This window comes from Micromonospora sp. NPDC007271, from assembly GCF_040634005.1.
GTDB lineage: Bacteria > Actinomycetota > Actinomycetes > Mycobacteriales > Micromonosporaceae > Micromonospora.
This window is the reverse complement of record NZ_JBEYER010000052.1, coordinates 36,315-54,135: the sequence shown is the minus strand read 5'-3', so window position 1 is coordinate 54,135 and position 17,821 is coordinate 36,315. Positions and strand designations below refer to the sequence as shown.

Genomic DNA, 17,821 nt, shown 5'->3' with positions numbered 1-17,821 from the left:
GCGAGCTGCTCGGCTACGGCGGCATGGCGGAGGTGCACCGCGGTCGCGATCTCCGGCTCGGTCGGGATGTCGCGATCAAGATGCTCCGGGCGGATCTGGCCCGGGACGCCACCTTCCAGATGCGGTTCCGCCGGGAGGCCCAGAACGCCGCCTCGCTGAACCACCCGGCCATCGTCGCCGTGTACGACACCGGCGAGGAGACCGCGCCGACCGGCGAGACGCTGCCGTTCATCGTGATGGAGTTCGTGAACGGGCGGACCCTCAAGGAGGTGCTGGGCGCCGAGGGCCGGCTCCAGCCGCGCCGGGCGCTGGAGATCTGCGCCGACATGTGCGCGGCGCTGGAGTTCAGCCACCGGCACGGCATCATCCACCGGGACATCAAGCCCGGCAACGTGATGCTCACCCAGACCGGCCAGGTCAAGGTGATGGACTTCGGCATCGCCCGGGCACTGGCCAGCGGGGCCACCACGATGACCCAGACCAGCGCGGTCATCGGCACCGCCCAGTACCTCTCCCCGGAGCAGGCGCGTGGCGAGGCGGTCGACGCCCGCTCCGACGTCTACGCGGCCGGCTGCGTGCTGTTCGAACTGCTCTGCGGGCACCCACCGTTCGTCGGGGACAGCCCGGTCAGCGTCGCGTACCAGCACGTGCGGGAGGCCCCGCCGACGCCGAGCAGCATCAACCCGGACGTCAACCCGGCCGTCGACGCCATCGTCCTGAAGGCGCTGTCGAAGAACCCGCTGAACCGCTACCAGAGCGCCGGCGAGATGCGGGCGGACCTGCTCCGGGCCGCCGCCGGTCGCCCGGTGCTGGCCACCCCGGTCATGCCGGTCGAGGAGACCATGCCGATGGCGCCGGCCGCCGCGGCGGCCGGCTACCAGACCCAGGTCATGGGGCCGCAGACCCGGCAGCAGATCCCGGCCCGGGTCGGTGACCCGCGCAAGCGCAAGAGTTCCTCCTGGGTGATCGCCACCTTCGCCGGGCTCGGCGTCCTCGCGGTGATCGCCCTGGTCACCGCGCTGCTGCTGAACGAGCACGCCGCGGAGAAGGTCAACGTCCCGCCGGTGCAGGGCAAGAGCCAGGCGGACGCCACCTCCATGATCCAGCAGGCCGGGCTCATCCCGATCATCGGCGAGTCGGTGCAGAACTCCACCTGCACGCCGAACACGGTGGTCAATCAGGATCCGCAGGCCAACGCGCCCCTGGCGAAGGGCCAGAACGTCACCATCCAGGTCTGCGGCGGCCCGAAGATGGTCAAGATTCCGCCCGTGGAAGGCAGCCGGTACGGCAACGTCAAGGCTCAGTTGGAGGGCCTGGGATTCACGGTCGACCCGGACTTCGTCGACAACACCGCGACCAAGGACACCGTCCTCGACACCGATCCCAAGCAGGGCACCCCGGTCCCGGAGGGCACCAAAATCAAGGTGAAGGTCTCCCGCGGCAACCTCAATGAGGTTCCGAATGTCGTCGACTTCCCCAAGGACCAGGCCATCAGGGTGCTGAAGCAGGCCGGGTACAACAACGTGGAGGTCAAAGACGGCGACGAGGTGCCGGCGGACCAGGCCGGCAAGGTGAGCTCCCAGACCCCGAAGGCCGGGACCAAGGCGCCCAAGGACAAGAAGATCACCATCTTCGTCGACTACGCCGCTGCACCCGACCCGACCGAGAGCCCGGACCCGAGCGGGACGCCCACCCCCACGACATCGGGGACCGCCGGTGGATTCCCCTTCCCGACCATGTCGCCGCCGCGCCAGTTCATCCGGTAAAGCGCGATCGCCACATACGCGACATCGCGGTGTCCGGGTGACCGGGACACCGCGATGTCGCGTAACTGGGGTGCCGGCCCGGGTGTCCCGGGTCAGGCGGCGGCGAAGGCGGCCCGGCGGCGGGCGTCCACCTCGGCGGCCAGCTCCGGCGCCCGCTCCAGCGCCTCCGGGTAGCCGCAGGCGGCCAGCCAGTTGGCCAGCATGAGGTGCCCGCCCTCGGTCAGCACCGACTCCGGGTGGAACTGGACGCCCTCGATCAGCAGGGTCCGGTGCCGCATGGCCATGACCACGCCCGAGCCCGTCCAGCCGGTCACCTCCAGCTCCTCGGGCAGGGTCTCGGGCAGCACGGCGAGCGAGTGGTAACGGGTGGCGGTGAACGGGTCGGGCAGGCCGGCGAGCACGCCGACCCCGTGGTGGCTCACCTCGGAGGTCTTGCCGTGCAGCAGCTCCGGCGCCCGGGTCACCGTCGCGCCGAACGCCTCACCGATCGCCTGGTGGCCGAGGCAGACCCCGAAGAGGGGAAGCTTGCCGGCGTACTCCCGGATCACGTCGAGACAGATGCCGGCCCGATCCGGGCTGCCCGGCCCGGGGGACAGGAGCACGCCGTCCGCGCCCAACCGGCCCACCTCGGCGACGCCGATCTCGTCGTTGCGCCGGACCTCGCAGTCCACGCCGAGCTGGCCGAGATACTGCACGAGGTTGAAGACGAACGAGTCGTAGTTGTCGATCACTAGGACGCGCATCGGGTCACCTGCTCGGGGTGGTGGGCGAGGGGTTGTTGGTCTCCGTGTCGTACGGGATCTCCTCCTCGCTGGGCGCCACGCTGGGCACGGTGAGCTGCCCACCGGGGTCGCCACCACCCGGCACCCCCGAGTCGTCGGTGACCTGGCTGTCGAAGAAGGGGAGGAGGGGCTCCGCCCACGGGAAGACCACGAACCAGAGCAGGGCCACCGTCGCCGCGGTGAGCAGCAGCGAACCGATGAGCTTCCCGACCAGCCCGAACGGCAGCTTGCGCCAGATCCACGCGTACATCGTCAGCCCTCCAGCTCGGCCGGGCGGCCCGCCGACTTCGCCTGGACGCGGTCGAGCCGGGCGTGGATGATCAGCCGCTGGTAGTTGTCGAACTTGGGGTTGCAGGTGGTCAGGGTGAGCACCCGCTCGGTCGGCTTGGCGCCCGGCTTGCCGGGCACCGGCGCCACCACCTCGACCTGGGACGGCTTGACGATGCGCTGCTGGTAGACCTTGTAGATGAACCACTCGGTCTGGGACTCGACCACGATGGCGTCACCGGAGCGCAGCTCGTCGAGCCGCCAGAAGGTGGCGCGGATGCGGTGCCCGGCGACCGAGAAGTTGCCCAGCTCGCCCGGCATGGCGCTCTTCGGGTAGTGGCCCGGGGCGTACCGGATGTCGGCCGGGGCGACCCCCTCGACCACGACCCAGTGCTTGTCGAACTTCGGGATGTAGAGCCCGGCCACCGGCTTGCCCTCCGCCGGTGGCTTCGGCTTCTTGCTGGGGCCAGCGGTCGGTCCGACCGTCGGGTCGCCTGCCCACTCCTGGGCGAGCTGGCTATTGAGGTCGTTCTGGTGGGCGTCGACGATCACCGTCTTGCCCCAGATCTCGTACCCGGCGAAGAGCAGCACCACCAGGCCGAAGGTGATCAGCACCTCGCCGGTGCCCCGCACGACCGAGCGCAGCCGCGAGGCGGTGCTGGGTCGGGTCAGCTCCGAATAGACGCTCTTGTAGCCCTCGCCGGTCTGCTCGGGCCGGAGCTGCACCACGCGTTCGCCGCGTCGGGGGCGTGGCGGCTCGGCCGGGGCGTCGGACGCGTCGCCGCCGCCGTCGCCGGTGTGGCGGACCGGGGGCACGGCACCCATCAGCGCGGTCGAGTCCAGGGCCGGCCGGCCGCCGACGGCCGGGATCACGGCGGTCACCGACGGGTCGCCGGCCGGCTCCGGCCGGGCCGGGCCACCGTCGTCCGGGCCGGTCGCCCGGGGCGCTCCGGCAGCCGGGCCAGCCCCTCGGGGTCCGCCGGCCGCCGGCGCACCGGCTCGCCGAGCGTCGGGAGTACGACCGTCGGCCGGGTGGGCACCACGGCCCTCGGTGGGGTGCCCGGCGGCGCGGCGCTCAGGACGGCCGCCCATGGTGGGGTGCCCAGCGGCGCGGCGCTCCGGCCGGTCGCCCACGGAGGGGATGAAGGCGGTCGGCGCGTCGCCCGGGGCGGCGGGCCGTACGCCGGGGGTCGGACCCTCGGGCGGGCGGACGGTGCGCCCCCCGGCACGTGCGCCCGGCGCCTCCTCCGGCCACCGGTGCTGCTGCCCGGCTGGGGCGGCGGCGGGCCGCTGCGGACCCGAGGGCGCCGGCGGCCGGGTCGGGGTGCCGGGCCAGGGCGGCGGTGGGGCCTGGGACGAAGCCGCCGGACCGGTGGCGGGTGGCCGGGCGTCGGACGAGCGCGGCGGTGCCTGGTCCGGCCAGGGCAGGTCGAGCCCCGGGCGGGGCGCGGCCTGCGGGGTGCGGTTGATCGGCCGGATGAAGGCCGTGGACTCCTCGGCGTGGTCGTGGTGGCGACCGTCCCGCTCGAGGGGATCGTCCCGGCTCACCGACGCACCTTCGCGGCCTGCAGAGCCGTCGAGTCTTCGAACGCCGGCACCCTGACCGTCGAGACGGTCTCCTTGTACCCGAGCTGGTAGTGGTCGACCGCTTCCTTGAACACCCGAACTCCCTGAGAGGCGGCGAGCGCCTGCTGAAGGGCGGCGGGGTCGCCGATTGCCACGATCTTGAAAGGAGGGGAGTACACCCGGCCATGCAGCAGCAGGGTGTTTCCGACGCAGCGTACCGCGCTGGTGCTCAGCACGCGGACGTTCATGATTGACATCGCCTCGGCACCACCCGCCCAGAGCGCGTTCACGACCGCCTGGACGTCGCCCTGGTGGACGACCAGGTCGTCGTTGCTGGCACCTTTGGGCAGGGGCTGGTCGGCCCGTCGGGGCGGCGCGTCGTTCAATTCGATGGTGACTCCGATGCCGGTGAGCGCGGTGAAGCCGGCGGCCTCCCGGCTGGCGGCGGCCCGGTCCCGCTGCGCCTTGATCGGGCCGTCGGTGTCGGCCAGGGCGGCGGTCTGCTCCTCCACCTCGGCGCGCAGCCGGGCGGCCCGCTCCTCGCTCGCGGCGACCTGCTCGCGCCGGTCCTCGATCAACTGGGTGAGCTGGGGCCGGCGGTCCTCCCGCAGCGAGGTGCCCCCGGCGGTGGTCGCGGTCGTGGTGAAGAGCAGCCCCGCCGCGGCGGCGATCAGGGGTACGCCGACGGACCAGCCGGGGCGGCGCTGCCGTGGCCGCCGGGGCAGCAGGACGCCGACCGCCCGCCGGAGGACCTTCCGCCAGGAGGCGGCACCGGACGTGTACTCCACCGGGCGTTCCCTTCCCGTTGTCTCGTACCGGTCCGCGAGGGTGCGAACCGGTGTGCTCGACCCGAAAAGTCCCCCCTTTTCGGTCACTCCGCGCATCGGCCCGACCCCATTTGTGGTTTGGGCGGCCAGTCCGGACTACGCTAGCTGTCGAACATTATTGGCCATGGACCGTCGCCCCCGCGCCCGGTTGTCAGGCCGGACGAGGTCGTACCCCCCCTCTGGAGAGCGTCGTGCCCAAGTCTCAGGTCCGCAAGAAGAAGGTGTACACCCCGCCGACGGACGTGCGTCCGACGGCCACGGCGGCGACGCGCAAGCCCAGCCCGGTCTGGCTGCCGATCACGGCCGTCGCGCTGATCGTCGCCGGCATCAGCTGGCTGGTTCTGTACTACCTCTCCGAGCAGGCGTACCCGGTCATGTCGTGGGGTTACTGGAACCTCGCGGTGGGCTTCGGTGCGATGGTCGCCTCCCTGATTCTGCTCTCCCGCTGGCGCTGACCCGGTCGACGTCCGGCCCGGTTCCCTCGGGGAGCGGGCCGCCGGCCTGTCTCGCCCCGGTCGGTCGCCGCTGACCGGTTTCACCAGGGCCTCCGCATGGACGTACGTCACGCCGGGGCGCCCCTGCCCGGCGCGCGGTGCCAGATCCCCCTAAGGTGTCGTCAGGGCGGCGTGGCCTGCTGCGAGATGACTCACGTTACTGCTGGGTAACCTTGCGCGTAGGCTGCACTGCATGACCGAGCGGAGCGAGGTCATCGGCCGGTCGGGTCGGGGTGGCGGTAGCGGCGGAACGCCGGCCGCTTTCTCGACCGGTCCCGGTCGCCGAGCCGCTCGACCAGGCAGCAGACCGGGAGGCCAACTCGATGGGCAGCGTCCAGATCGTCACCACGATCCTCGCGGCCGCCATCACCGCGGTGGCGGTGGGGCTTGCGGTACGCGCGGTCATGAAGATGGTGGCCGTCATCCGGCTCGGGCAACCCGCCCCGGAGCGGTTCACCGGCAAGGGCGCCCGTACCAGGCAGATGCTGGTGGAGACCGCCGGTCACACCCGCATGCTCAAGTGGGGCGTGGTGGGCGCCGCGCACTGGTTCGTGATGGTCGCGTTCATCGTGCTGTCGCTGCTGGTGCTCGAGGCGTACTTCGAGGTGGTCACGCCGGGTGGCGGGCTGCCGGTCATCGGGCACTGGACGGTCTTCGGCCTGGCCACCGAGATCATCGGCGTCTTCGGCCTGCTCGGCATCCTGGTGCTGATGGCGATCCGGCTCGGTAACCGGCCCACCCGGCCCGGCGGTCGCTCCCGGTTCACCGGCTCCACCATGTGGCAGGGCTACTTCGTCGAGTGGGTCGTGCTGCTGGTCCTGATCTTCGGCTTCCTGATCCGCGGCTTCAAGGTCGCCACCGACCACTTCGAGTACCCGGTCTGGGCCGCTCCGGTCAGCCACGCGCTGGGCAACGCGCTCCCGGCCTGGGAGGCCGGGGTCAGTGTCGCCGCCCTTATCAAGATCATCATCTCGATGACCTGGCTCATCGTGATCTCGCTGAACGTCACCATGGGCGTCGCCTGGCACCGCTTCCTGGCCTTTCCCAACATCTTCTTCAAGCGCGAGCCGGAGAAGCCGGCCGGCTCCGGCCTGGGCGCCCTGCGCCCGATGATGAGCGAGGGCAAGCCGCTCGACTTCGAGGAGGCCGACCCGGAGAAGGACCAGTTCGGCGTCGCCCAGGTCGAGCAGTTCACCTGGAAGGGCCTGCTGGACTTCAGCACCTGTACCGAGTGCGGTCGCTGCCAGTCGCAGTGCCCGGCCTGGAACACCGGCAAGCCGCTGTCGCCGAAGCTGCTGGTGCTGAGCCTGCGCGACCACGCGTACGCCAAGGCGCCCTACCTGCTGGCCGGTGGCGGCAAGGACCTGACCGGCGAGGAGAAGGCCACCGAGGAGCAACTCGCGGGCGTCGACGTGCTGGCCCTGGCCGAGGCCGACCGGCCGCTGATCGGCACCGCCGCCGAGGGCGGGGTCATCGACCCGGACGTGCTCTGGTCCTGCACCACCTGCGGCGCCTGCGTCGAGCAGTGCCCGGTGGACATCGAACACGTCGACCACATCGTCGACATGCGTCGTTACCAGGTGCTGATCGAGTCGAGCTTCCCGTCCGAGGCCGGCGTCATGCTGCGCAACCTGGAGAACAAGGGCAACCCGTGGGGCGCCCCGCAGAACACCCGCGAGGACTGGACCAAGGGCCTCGGCTTCGAGGTGCCCCGGGTCGGCGAGGTCGAGGACTTCGAGTACCTGTTCTGGGTCGGCTGCGCCGGCGCGTTCGAGGACCGGGCCAAGAAGACCACCCGGGCGGTCGCCACGCTGCTCAACGAGGCGGGCGTCAGGTTCGCCATCCTCGGCGAAGGTGAGACCTGTACCGGTGACCCGGCCCGCCGGATCGGCAACGAGTTCGTCTTCCAGATGCTCGCCCAGCAGAACGTCGAGACGCTGAACGAGGCGTTCGAGGGCCGGGAGAAGAGCAAGCGCAAGATCGTCGCCACCTGCCCGCACTGCTTCAACACCCTTGGCAACGAGTACGGGCAGCTCGGCGGCGAGTTCGAGGTGGTGCACCACACCCAGCTCCTGGCCCACCTGGTCGCCACCGGCAAGCTCACCCCGGTGCAGCCGGTCGACGGCGGTCTGACCTACCACGACCCCTGCTACCTGGGCCGGCACAACCGGATCTTCACCCCGCCGCGCGAGGTCCTCGGCAGCGCGCTGGGTGGCGCCGAGATCACCGAGATGCCGCGTAACAGCGAGCGCTCCTTCTGCTGCGGCGCCGGCGGTGCCCGGATGTGGATGGAGGAGAAGATCGGCAAGCGGATCAACGTGGACCGGGTCGAGGAGGCCATGTCCACCGGGGCGAAGACCATCGCGGTCGGCTGCCCGTTCTGCTCGACGATGCTCAACGACGGGGTCAACGGCAAGGGCGCCGGCGAGCAGGTCGAGGTCGTCGACGTGGCCAGCGTGCTGCTCCGCTCGGTCAAGCCGGAGGCCCCGGCCGGGGACAAGGAGGCCGAGCCGGTCGCCGGCTGAGGCGTACGCCGAAACGGCTGAACCACGACGGCGGTGGCACCTGTGCGGGTGCCACCGCCGTCGCGGTCGGGCAGCGGGGTTCCGCGACCGGCCCGTCGGTGGCGAGCTCGTGCCCCGGGCGTACGCGTGGAAGAATCGCGCGCGAGGTGAGGCGAGCATCGATGGGCTGTTGATCACCACGCTGTTGCCCCTGGTCGGCTTCGTCCTGCTGACCGCCGGCAACGCGTTCTTCGTCGCGGCCGAGTTCGCCCTGGTGACGGTCGACCGCGCCGAGATCGACCGGCGGGCCGGCGAGGGAGATGCCCGGGCCGCCACCGTACGCCGGGCGCTGCGCGAACTCTCCTTCCAGCTCTCCGGCGCCCAGCTCGGCATCACCATCACCGCGCTGCTCACCGGCTACCTCGCCGAGCCGGCCCTGGCCCGGCTCTTCGCCCCGCTGCTGGGCCCGATCGGCGCCGACCGGTTCGGCGGGCTGCTCGCGCTGGCCCTGGCCACGCTGATCTCGATGCTCTTCGGCGAGCTGGTGCCGAAGAACCTGGCGCTGGCCCGACCGATGCCGGCCGCGCTCGGCACCGCCGGCCCGATGCGGCGCTTCTCCCGGGCGTTCGGCTGGCTGATCCGGCTGCTGAACGGCTCGGCCAACCGGCTGGTCCGCCGGCTCGGCGTGGAGCCGCAGGAGGAGCTGGCCAGCGCCCGGTCGCCCGAGGAACTGGGGCTGCTCGCCGCCATCTCGGCCCGCGCCGGCGCGCTGCCACCCGACACCGCGATGCTGCTGCGCCGCACCATCCGCTTCGGCGACAAGCGGGCCGCCGAGGCGATGACGCCCCGGGTGGACGTGATCGCGCTGCGGTCCACCGCCACGGTCGCCGAGCTGCTGGACCTGTCCCGGGAGACCGGCCGCACCCGGTTCCCCGTCTACGAGGAGACGCTGGACCTGGTCACCGGGGTCGCCGGGGTGCCGGACGCGCTCGGCGTGCCGCTGGCGCAGCGGACGCGGACGACGGTCGGCGCGGTGGCCCGCGAGCCGGTGTACGTGCCGGAGAGCCTCGACCTCGACGGCGTGCTCGCGGCCCTGAAGGCGGCCGGCGCGGACCTGGCCGTCGTGGTGGACGAGTACGGCGGCACCGACGGCGTGGTGACCGTCGAGGACCTGGTCGAGGAGCTGGTCGGCGAGATCGCCGACGAGTTCGACCCGGACGCGGTGGACGGCCTCGGCCCGGTCGAGCTGACCGTGCCCGGCGGCGAGCGCACTGTGCTGGTGGACGGCGTGCTGCGCGCGGACGAACTGGTCGAGCAGACCGGCTTTCGGCTGCCCGAGGGACCGTACGAAACGCTCGCCGGCTTCCTGATGGCCCGGCTCGGGCACATCCCCGCCCCCGGCGAGACGGTCGAGGAGGCCGGGTACGAGTTCACCGTCGTGGAGGTCGAGCGGCACCGGATCGAGCAGGTCCGGGTGGTCCGCCCCGAGGAGCCCGACGACGATGGCTGATCTGCTGGTCGCGATGCTGCTGTTGTTCGGCAACGCCTTCTTCGTGGGCAGCGAGTTCGCGCTCATCGCCTCCCGTCGTACGGTGATCGAACCGCTCGCCGCGGGCTCGAAGCGGGCCCGGTGGGCCCTCGCCGCGATGAACCAGATCCCGCTGATGATCGCCGGGGCGCAGCTCGGGATCACCGTCTGCTCGCTCGGCCTCGGTGCGATCGCCGAGCCGGCGCTGGCCCACCTGCTGGAGGCGCCGTTCGAGGCGCTCGGCCTGCCGGCCTCCGCGGTGCACCCGGTGGCGTTCGTGATCGCCCTGGGCGTGGTGATCTTCCTGCACACCGTGGTCGGCGAGATGGTGCCGAAGAACATCACCCTGGCCGGGCCGGAGCCGTCGGCGCTCTGGCTCGGCCCGGCGATGCTGGCGTTCTGTCTGGCCACCAAGCCGCTGCTGCTCGCCATGAAGTGGTCGGCCCGGCAGGTGCTGCGGCTGTGGCGGGTCGAGGCGACGGACACGGTGAAGACCGTGTTCACGGCCGAGGAACTGGCCGGCCTGGTCTCGCAGGCGCGTACCGAAGGGCTGCTGGACGCGGAGGAGCACGCCCGGATCACCGGCGCGCTGGCCCTGCACAGCCGCACCGCGGCGGACGCCCTGCAACCCTGGTCGACGGTCACCACCGTGGCTGAGGACGTCTCGCCGGCCTCATTGGAGGTGCTGGCGACCCGAACCGGCCGGTCGCGCTTTCCGGTGGTGCAGCGGTCCACCCGGCGGGTCCTCGGCTTCGTGCACGTCAAGGACGTGCTCGGGTACGCGGGCGCGAGTCGCCGGACACCGGTACCACCGGAGGTCTACCGGCCGCTGGCGGTCGTGCCGCCCGACCGTACGCTGGCCGACCTGCTCCTCGCGATGCGCCGCGAGCGGCGGCACATGGTCCTGGTGAGCGACGGCCGCCGGCCCCTGGGGGTGGTGACCCTCGACGACGTATTGACGGCAATAGTTGGTTTGTGAATGAATACCCTTGGTGTGCGGCCGGTCGCGCAAACGTGATTGAGTGGAACCTCGCCTTGATTCCACCCGCCTGCCTTCCCTAATGTGGGGCACCGACCGCTGTGGGTCGTCTGCCTCGACCATCCCTCTCGCGAGGCGCCCAGCGGCCGGTTGCAAAGGAGTCCGTGCCGGTGGCAACCATGCCTCCTGATCGTCACGCCCCGAGCCACCCCCCGCTCCGACCGATCGGAGCGCGCCGGGTCGTACGCCGTCTCCTCACCCTGGTCGCGGCCGTCGCGGTCGGCGCCGGGCTGCTGGCGGCTCCGGCCCATGCGGCGCCGTCGGTGGACGAGATCGATCGACAGATCGACAAGCAGTGGGAACAGCTCGAACCCACCATCGAGAACTACAACAAGGTCCGCGCCCAGCTCAAGGTCAACAAGAAGAAGTCGGCGGATCTCGAGAAGAAGATGGTGCCGCTGGAGCTGGAGTCGGCCCTGGCGATGAGCCGCGTCGGCGACATCGCCGCCCGCTACTACATGACGGGCCCCTCCCAGGAGATCGGCGCCCTGCTGGTGAACACCAAGCCGGGCACCCTCGGTGAGCAGCTCGTCATCCTCGACCGGCTGGCCGAGCAGCAGCGCAAGCAGGTCGCTGGCGTGCTCGCCATCCGCGACAAGTACAACGCGCAGAAGCAGAAGCTGGACAAGTTGATCGAGACTCAGGCCAAGCAGGCGGACGAGCTGGCGGCGAAGAAGAAGCACATCGACGCCGAGATCAAGCGACTGACCGCGTTGCTGCCGGTGTCCTCGGTGCGGCCGGCGAACTGCCCGAAGATCGACGGGGTGCTGAGCAAGGCGGCCCGGACCGCGATCACGACGGCGTGCGCCCAGGTCGGCGACCCGTACGTGTGGGGTGCCACCGGCCCGAACTCGTTCGACTGCTCCGGCCTCACCCAGTACGCCTACAAGGCGGCGGGCATCTACCTCACCCACTTCACCGGCGCGCAGTGGAGGGAGGGCAAGGCGGTGTCCCGCAGCGAGGCGCGCCCCGGCGACCTGGTCTTCTTCTACGGCGACCTGCACCACGTCGGCCTCTATCTCGGCAACGGGCTGATGGTGCACGCACCCCGGACCGGCAAACCGGTGCAGGTGAGCTCGATCAGCTACCAGCCGGTCGCGGGCTTCCGCCGGCCCTACTGAGCCTTCCGAACAGCACGAAGGCCCCCGGTCCACGCGGACCGGGGGCCTTCGTTCATGGCCGGTTACTGGGGCGCGCCGACCGCCGCCGGCTGGATCTGCACGTCGTCGAGGTTGACGTACATCACCCGGTGGCCGAACTGGATCTGCACGTACTGGAGCTCGCCGCGGACGACCGTCCGGTCACCCGGGGCTGAGCCGTCGAACGAGACCGCCCGGTAGTACTCGCCCGGCAGGACGCCGCCGACCGCGTACCGCTGACCGGCCGGGAAGGTGTACTGCAGGGGCGAGATGGCCTGGTACGGGATGGTGGACGGGTACGCCTCCCGCTCGGGGTAGGCCCGCCCGTACACCGGGATCCTGGTCTTGCCCGGCTTGGGGGTCACCACGAAGCCGTTCGCCCATTTCGCGGTGGGCGCGGAGGCCGGGTTGTAGAACCACGCCTTCTGGCCGAGGTACCAGATCGCGGTCCAGTCGCCCTGCACGTCGGCGAGGGCGTACGTCTGGCCGGCCGAGGCGCGGGCACCGTGATCCTTGATGTACATGGTGTTCGGCGTACCGTTCGGCCGCAGCCCCAGGTCGTTGACCAGCGGCGCGGTCGGGCTCGGGCCGGTGCGCAGGATGACCGACGACGAGCCGCGCAGGGGGCAGGGCTCAGCCGTCGGCGGCGCCTTCTCTCCCGGTGGGAACGGGGGCTGCTGGTTGCAGCCGTTGAAGGCGGGCTTGTTCGACGCGAAGTCCGGGTCGATCGTGACGAGGCCCGTGTGCGGGGTGCCGGTCGAGTGGAACGGCGCCTTCATCAGGTCGAAGTAGTGCGACCAGTCCCAGTACGGGCCCGGGTCCCAGTGCATCCCGGCGACGTTTCCGGCGGTGATGCCGGGGACGTTGTCGTGGCCGAGGATGTGCTGCCGGTCCAGCGGGATCTGGAACCGTAGCGCCAGGTGCCGGACCAGCTTCGCCGAGGTCCGGTACATCGCCTCGGTGTACCAGGTGCCGTGGCCGGCGAAGCCCTCGTGCTCGATGCCGATGGACTTGGCGTTGACGTACCAGTTGCCGGCCTGCCAGCCGACGTCCTTGGCCTTGATGTGCTGGGCGACGTAGCCGTCCACCGAGCGCAGCGTGTAGTGCCAGCCCAGGTAGGTCACGTCCTGCACCAGCCGCACGCTCGGGCCGAAGTAGCCCTCGGTGTCGTGGATGATGATGTACTCGATCTTCTGCTGCGCCGGCCGGTTGCCGATGTCGTAGTTGCCGTAGTTGAGGTTGCCGCTCTTGTCGATGTACTCGCCGTACGGCGCCGGCACCCACTCGCATGCGAGGCGGACGGGGCACTCGATCCCGTCCGGCCGCTCGGCGCGGCGCAGGCCGAGCTTGTGCAGCCCGGACTCGTCCGGCGTCACCGCCGTGGCGACGAGGGTCACCCGCTGGCCGTCGTCGGTGGTCCGGCTGGCGCCCTGGCCGAGCTGGTCGTACACCTCGTCGGCGAAGGCCGCCGCGGCGTCCTCGGTGTCCGCGCCGGAATACCGGGCCACCGCGCCGTACCAGGCCGCCGGGTCACTGCCGGCCCCGACCGGCCCACCCAGTTCCCTCTGGTACGACGCGAGCAGTGCCGCCCCGCCCCGGATGTTGGCGAGGGCGTCGGTGCGCAGCGTCTCCTTCGACTCGCCGGTGAGATCGGCGGCGGCATCGAGGGTCTGCAGCGACGCCTGGGGCAGGACGTCTCCGGATGGCACGGCGGCGGCGGTCAGGTCGAGGGAGAGCGGCCGGGACTCGTCGCCGCGGGGGTCCTCGTCCTCGTCCACATGGGCGCTGGCCGGGGTCGAGGCGACCTGCGCGGCGTCGGTCAGGTGCATCGGACCGTAGCCGCCGCTGGTGCTGGGCTGGCCCGCGTGGGTGTCCCAGCGGGATTCCAGGTACGAGATGCCGAGCAGCACGCTCTGCGGCACGCCGTACTCCGCCGCCGCGGCGGCGTACTGCTGCTGGCGGTCCTGGGGGTCGGTGGTCCCGGCGGTGAGGGGCGCCGCCGCGGTGGGACCGCTGATCGCGAAAGCGGTGGCCGCCGCGACGGCGGCGGCCAGCAGCATCCGTCTGCGCGATGGCAGGGCTGTGAGGTGCATCGAACCTCCAGATAGGGATGGGGGTCACTGCGTCCTCACCCTCACTCGCGCATGGCCTTTGGTCAATACCTTTCCGGGTAACGATGTAACCCGAAAGAAATCTTCATCAGCGGCGGCCCGGCGTCGCGGGTTGCGAATTGATAACGGCGCTCTCTAGTCTGGTCAATCGTCGACCGGTAGGTTCACCGCCCAGCCCGGGTGGTGACGGTCGGACACCGCCGAGTCGCCTGCGGGCGAGCCGGGGACCCAGGTACCTGGGGTGAATCCGCACCACGTGCGGTAGGGCGGCTCCCTTCCCGCCCGAACCCGTCAGCTAACCCGGTAGGCGGTCAGGAAGAAGGAGTACGGAGCCTGGTGGCACACCATGCCCCGCGGCCACCGTCCGTCCGGTCGCTCCACCGGTCGACGGCTGCGCCGCGTTCACGCTGGTCCCGCTTCACCACCACCCTCGCCGCAGTGGTCGGCACCACGGTCATCCTGACCGGTGGCGCCACGGCGGCTCACGCCGAACCATCGGTCGCCGAGATCGAGCGCCAGATCGACCAGGACTGGAACAAGCTCGAACCGATCATCGAGCAGGTCAACGCCACCCGCGAGGACCTCGCCGCCAAGCGCAAGCAGGCCGCCGCGCTGGCCAAGCGGATCGCCCCGCTGCAGGCCCAGGTCGACCAGGCCCTCGGGCAGGTCGGCGGGCTCGCCGCCGACGCGTACAAGGGCGACAACATCTCCACCGTCAACGCGCTGCTGGGCAGCCGGTCGCCCGGCGAGCTGGTCGACAGCCTGGAACTGCTCGACCGCTTCGCGTACCGCCAGCAGCAGCAGGTGCAGGCCGTGGCCGAGCTGCGCGACCAGCTGGCCGCGAAGAAGAAGCCGCTGGACGACATGATCGCCCAGCTGGCCCGGACCGAGGCCCAGCTGGCGGCCCGGAAGAAGCAGATCGACGCCGAGATCGCGCGGCTGCAGAAGCTGCGGCTCAAGGTGTACGGCAACGGCGGCGGCGGCCCACTGCGCCCGGCGCCCTGCCCCGCCGGCTACCCGGGTGGTCCCGCCGGCGTCGCGGTCAAGTTCGCCTGCGCCCAGATCGGCAAGATCTACGTCTGGGGCGCCGCCGGTCCGGACCACTACGACTGCTCCGGCCTGACGATGGCGGCCTGGGCCAAGGCGGGCGTCTCGCTGCCGCACAACGCCCGGCAGCAGCACGACGTCACCCGGCGGGTGAGCCGCGATCAGCTGCGCCCCGGCGACCTGGTCTTCTACTACAGCGACCTGCACCACGTCGCGATGTACGTCGGCGGTGGCTGGGTGGTGCACGCCTCCCAGTCCGGCAAGCCGATCACGATGAAACGCGTCGACGACGGCCAGATCAACAGCTACGGCCGCCCCGGCTGAGGTGAAAGCAGGGGCCCCCTGTTAACGCCTGCCGTAGCGGAGGGGGCCCCTGTTAACACCGGGCTGGCCGGTCAGCGGGTCGGCCAGGTCCGCCAGTTCTGCCAGGAGCGGCTCGGGGTCGGGCCGCGCTGCCCCTGGTAGCGCGAGCCGTAGACCGCCGAGCCGTACGGGTGCTCGGCCGGCGAGGAGAGCCGGAAGATGCAGAGCTGGCCGATCTTCATGCCCGGCCAGAGGGTGATCGGCAGGTTCGCCACGTTGGAGAGCTCCAGCGTGACGTGCCCGGAGAAGCCCGGGTCGATGAAGCCGGCGGTCGAGTGGGTGAGCAGCCCGAGGCGGCCGAGGCTGGACTTGCCCTCCAGCCGGCCGGCGAGCTGGTCGCCGAGCGAGATCACCTCGAGCGTGGAGGCGAGCACGAACTCGCCGGGGTGCAGCACGAACGGCTCACCCTCGGGCACCTCCACCATCGAGGTCAGGTCGTCCTGCTGCATCGCCGGGTCGATGTGGGTGTAGAGGTGGTTGTTGAAGACCCGGAAGAGCCGGTCCAGGCGTACATCGATGCTGGACGGCTGCACCAGCGCGGGCTCGAAGGGCTCCAGCGCGAGCGTGCCCGCCTCGATCTCGGAGAGCAGGTCGCGGTCGGAGAGCAGCATCGGAACACCATAGCGACCGGTACGGGCGGCCTGCGTGTCGGACTGCGCGATCGTACACTTGTTCGATAGAATGTCCGCATGGCTTCCTGGTCCGAATTCGCCGCCGACGAGCCCGGCCTCGCCGCCGAGATCCGCCTTCTGCTGCAGCAGTACGGGCCGGGTTTCGGCTATCTCGCCACGGTCCGTGCCGACGGGGGCCCCCGGGTCCACCCGGTCTCCCCGGTCATCACCGACGAGGGGCTCTACTGCTTCGTCATCGACTCGCCCAAGCGCCGCGACCTCGAACGCGACGGCCGCTACGCACTGCACTCGTTCCCGCCGGAGGAGAGCGACGACGAGGCGTACGTCACCGGCCGCGCCCGCCCGGTGACCGACCCGGCCACCGTGGCGCGGGTGGCCGAGCTCGGCCGGGCCGCGCCGCAGGTCGACTGGCGGCTGTTCGAGTTCACCGTCGACGTGGCGATGGTGACCCGACGCGACCAGGCGACCCATCTCGGCGCGGGTCGGCCCCAGGTGCGGGTCTGGCTCGACCCTCGGTCGTCGGGGGCGACGCGGCGGGCCGCGGTCGCACCCGAGGGGCGGCGTGGCCGCCACGGCTTCGACACGCGCCGCCCGGCCGCCTGAAGCGCGAAAAGCCGGTGCCGGCCCCGTCGCAGGACGGGACCGGCACCGGCTTGCCGCGTCGGGCTGCTACGCCGCGCGGTAGGCGTTCCACGCGGTCAGCATCCGGCTCGCCTGACCAGGGGTGAACTCGCTCATGCACGAGTCGTAGGTGTAGTCCATGAAGTTGTGGATCGGGTCCAGGCCGGGCGCGGTGCAGGTGTCCCGCCCGGTCGGGCACTGGTATGCCGGCGACGCCTCGGCCGGGGTGTCGCCGACGCTGTCACCCGAGCCGGTGCAACCACCCTGGAAGGTGTGGTAGAGGTTCAGCCAGTGGCCGATCTCGTGGGTGCCCGTGTCGCCCAGGTTGTAGTTGGTCGCGGTGCCGCCCGGCAGCGACTCGCTCAGCACGACCACGCCGTCCATCTTGTCCAGCGTCTTCTTCGGGAAGGTCGCCCAGCCGAGCAGGTTGTCGCTCAGCTCGCCCAGGTACATGTTGAGGGTGTTCTTGCCGCCCTCGCGCAGCGTGGTCTTCATCGACCGCTCCGCCTGTGAGCCGGAGACGATCGGGTACCAGGACGGGTTGGTGACCCGGTTGATCTTCTGGAGCTGGAAGCTGAAGGCGGTCGGGGCGCCGCCGGTCCCACCGCTGTAGGCCTGGTTCAGCACGCTGATCTGCTGGGTGATCATCGAGTCCGGGATGTTGCCACCGGCCCGGGTGCTGTCCCGCTGGATGACGTGCACGACGACCGGGACGGTCACGGCCGCCAGGGGCGTGACCCCGGCACCCGCGCGGAACCGGGTCCGCTCGGCCAGGGCCGCGGCCAGGTCCGCCTCGCGCTCGCGCACCTGCGCGGCGGTCAGTTCGTTCGGGTCATGCCGGACGTGCCCGCCGGCCTTCACCCGGGCGTCCGCGTGGCTGTCGGCCGGCTCGACGCAGCCTGCCGCCGGGGCTGCGGAGAAGGCCGAAGCGGCCGGGGCGACGCCTACCGTGGCCGTGCTGAGCAGCAGCGCGAGGGTCGTCGACGCGACGCCGGCGGCACGCCGGGTCAGCAGGTTGGGACGAAGTCCCATGGGCCCACCTCTTTCTGGCGGCGCGACAGGGGGTATGTCACGCCGTGGCTGAGAACGTGGGGGTGACGTTACAACCGATCGATGAATTTGAAAACGGCCATGG

15 protein-coding genes and 1 riboswitch are annotated in these 17,821 nt (G+C 71.2%); of the genes, 8 read left to right on the top strand and 7 right to left on the bottom strand.

What is annotated here, in order from left to right:
- Positions 1–1,766: Stk1 family PASTA domain-containing Ser/Thr kinase (gene pknB / locus ABZ570_RS19755; RefSeq protein WP_358065274.1), on the top strand; the 1,766-nt coding region annotated here is incomplete at its 5' end.
- Positions 1,767–1,858: 92 nt separating this feature from the next.
- Here the strand turns inward: pknB and ABZ570_RS19750 are convergent.
- Genes ABZ570_RS19750 through ABZ570_RS19735 form a run of 4 tightly spaced genes read right to left on the bottom strand, consistent with a single transcriptional unit; the run spans position 1,859 to position 5,169 of the window.
- Entirely contained in the window at positions 1,859–2,509 is a 651-nt protein-coding gene (locus tag ABZ570_RS19750; protein WP_358065271.1) for an aminodeoxychorismate/anthranilate synthase component II, read from the bottom strand.
- 4 nt (positions 2,510–2,513) lie between these two features.
- Positions 2,514–2,798 (bottom strand): hypothetical protein, encoded by a 285-nt coding sequence (locus ABZ570_RS19745; RefSeq protein WP_358065268.1) that lies wholly within the window; start codon positions 2,796–2,798, stop codon positions 2,514–2,516.
- Positions 2,799–2,800: 2 nt separating this feature from the next.
- On the bottom strand, positions 2,801–4,363 hold the full coding sequence (locus ABZ570_RS19740) for a class E sortase (protein WP_358065266.1): 1,563 nt from the start codon (positions 4,361–4,363) through the stop codon (positions 2,801–2,803).
- Entirely contained in the window at positions 4,360–5,169 is an 810-nt protein-coding gene (locus tag ABZ570_RS19735) for a DUF881 domain-containing protein (protein ID WP_358065263.1), read from the bottom strand. Before ABZ570_RS19735 ends, ABZ570_RS19740 begins: the two co-directional genes overlap by 4 nt.
- A gap of 230 nt (positions 5,170–5,399) precedes the next feature.
- On the opposite strand from ABZ570_RS19735, the gene ABZ570_RS19730 reads away from it, so the two are divergent.
- The 5 genes from ABZ570_RS19730 (at position 5,400) to ABZ570_RS19710 (ending at position 11,894) form a co-directional block, all read left to right on the top strand.
- Entirely contained in the window at positions 5,400–5,663 is a 264-nt protein-coding gene (locus ABZ570_RS19730; protein ID WP_358065260.1) for a cell division protein CrgA, read from the top strand.
- Between the two features lie 362 nt (positions 5,664–6,025).
- Positions 6,026–8,227 (top strand): (Fe-S)-binding protein, encoded by a 2,202-nt coding sequence (locus ABZ570_RS19725; protein WP_358065257.1) that lies wholly within the window; start codon positions 6,026–6,028, stop codon positions 8,225–8,227.
- 184 nt (positions 8,228–8,411) lie between these two features.
- Positions 8,412–9,716 (top strand): hemolysin family protein, encoded by a 1,305-nt coding sequence (locus ABZ570_RS19720; protein WP_358065283.1) that lies wholly within the window; start codon positions 8,412–8,414, stop codon positions 9,714–9,716.
- Positions 9,709–10,713, top strand: a complete 1,005-nt coding sequence (locus ABZ570_RS19715) for a hemolysin family protein (protein WP_358065253.1) — start codon at positions 9,709–9,711, stop codon at positions 10,711–10,713. The genes ABZ570_RS19720 and ABZ570_RS19715 overlap by 8 nt, the downstream gene beginning before the upstream one ends.
- Before the next feature lie 170 nt (positions 10,714–10,883).
- On the top strand, positions 10,884–11,894 hold the full coding sequence (locus ABZ570_RS19710; protein ID WP_358065250.1) for a C40 family peptidase: 1,011 nt from the start codon (positions 10,884–10,886) through the stop codon (positions 11,892–11,894).
- A 62-nt stretch (positions 11,895–11,956) separates the two neighbouring features.
- On the opposite strand, the gene ABZ570_RS19705 is transcribed toward ABZ570_RS19710, so the two are convergent.
- Positions 11,957–14,005, bottom strand: coding sequence for an N-acetylmuramoyl-L-alanine amidase (locus ABZ570_RS19705; RefSeq protein ID WP_358065247.1), 2,049 nt, complete (start codon positions 14,003–14,005; stop codon positions 11,957–11,959).
- A gap of 206 nt (positions 14,006–14,211) precedes the next feature.
- Positions 14,212–14,347: riboswitch (cyclic di-AMP (ydaO/yuaA leader) on the top strand.
- A 114-nt stretch (positions 14,348–14,461) separates the two neighbouring features.
- Between ABZ570_RS19705 and ABZ570_RS19700 the strand changes: the two genes are divergently transcribed.
- Positions 14,462–15,394 carry an NlpC/P60 family protein gene (locus ABZ570_RS19700; RefSeq protein WP_358065244.1) on the top strand — a complete coding sequence of 311 codons (933 nt, stop codon included), beginning with the start codon at positions 14,462–14,464 and terminating at the stop codon, positions 15,392–15,394.
- Positions 15,395–15,465: 71 nt separating this feature from the next.
- On the opposite strand, the gene dcd is transcribed toward ABZ570_RS19700, so the two are convergent.
- Positions 15,466–16,044, bottom strand: a complete 579-nt coding sequence (gene dcd / locus ABZ570_RS19695; RefSeq protein ID WP_358065241.1) for a dCTP deaminase — start codon at positions 16,042–16,044, stop codon at positions 15,466–15,468.
- A gap of 78 nt (positions 16,045–16,122) precedes the next feature.
- Between dcd and ABZ570_RS19690 the strand changes: the two genes are divergently transcribed.
- Positions 16,123–16,668 (top strand): pyridoxamine 5'-phosphate oxidase family protein, encoded by a 546-nt coding sequence (locus ABZ570_RS19690; protein ID WP_358065238.1) that lies wholly within the window; start codon positions 16,123–16,125, stop codon positions 16,666–16,668.
- 66 nt (positions 16,669–16,734) lie between these two features.
- Here the strand turns inward: ABZ570_RS19690 and ABZ570_RS19685 are convergent, their stop codons facing one another.
- Complete coding sequence (locus ABZ570_RS19685) at positions 16,735–17,718, bottom strand: zinc metalloprotease (protein WP_358065235.1); 984 nt, start codon at positions 17,716–17,718, stop codon at positions 16,735–16,737.
- Positions 17,719–17,821: the final 103 nt, after the last annotated feature.

Excerpts from the sequence above, each read along its gene's own strand:
- ABZ570_RS19745 (WP_358065268.1), bottom strand. The coding sequence starts at position 2,798 with ATGTACGCGTGGATCTGGCGCAAGCTGCCGTTCGGGCTGGTCGGGAAG.
- dcd (WP_358065241.1), bottom strand. The coding sequence starts at position 16,044 with ATGCTGCTCTCCGACCGCGACCTGCTCTCCGAGATCGAGGCGGGCACG.
- ABZ570_RS19715 (WP_358065253.1), top strand. The coding sequence starts at position 9,709 with ATGGCTGATCTGCTGGTCGCGATGCTGCTGTTGTTCGGCAACGCCTTC.
- ABZ570_RS19750 (WP_358065271.1), bottom strand. The coding sequence starts at position 2,509 with ATGCGCGTCCTAGTGATCGACAACTACGACTCGTTCGTCTTCAACCTC.
- ABZ570_RS19705 (WP_358065247.1), bottom strand. The coding sequence starts at position 14,005 with ATGCACCTCACAGCCCTGCCATCGCGCAGACGGATGCTGCTGGCCGCC.
- ABZ570_RS19725 (WP_358065257.1), top strand. The coding sequence starts at position 6,026 with ATGGGCAGCGTCCAGATCGTCACCACGATCCTCGCGGCCGCCATCACC.
- ABZ570_RS19685 (WP_358065235.1), bottom strand. The coding sequence starts at position 17,718 with ATGGGACTTCGTCCCAACCTGCTGACCCGGCGTGCCGCCGGCGTCGCG.
- ABZ570_RS19690 (WP_358065238.1), top strand. The coding sequence starts at position 16,123 with ATGGCTTCCTGGTCCGAATTCGCCGCCGACGAGCCCGGCCTCGCCGCC.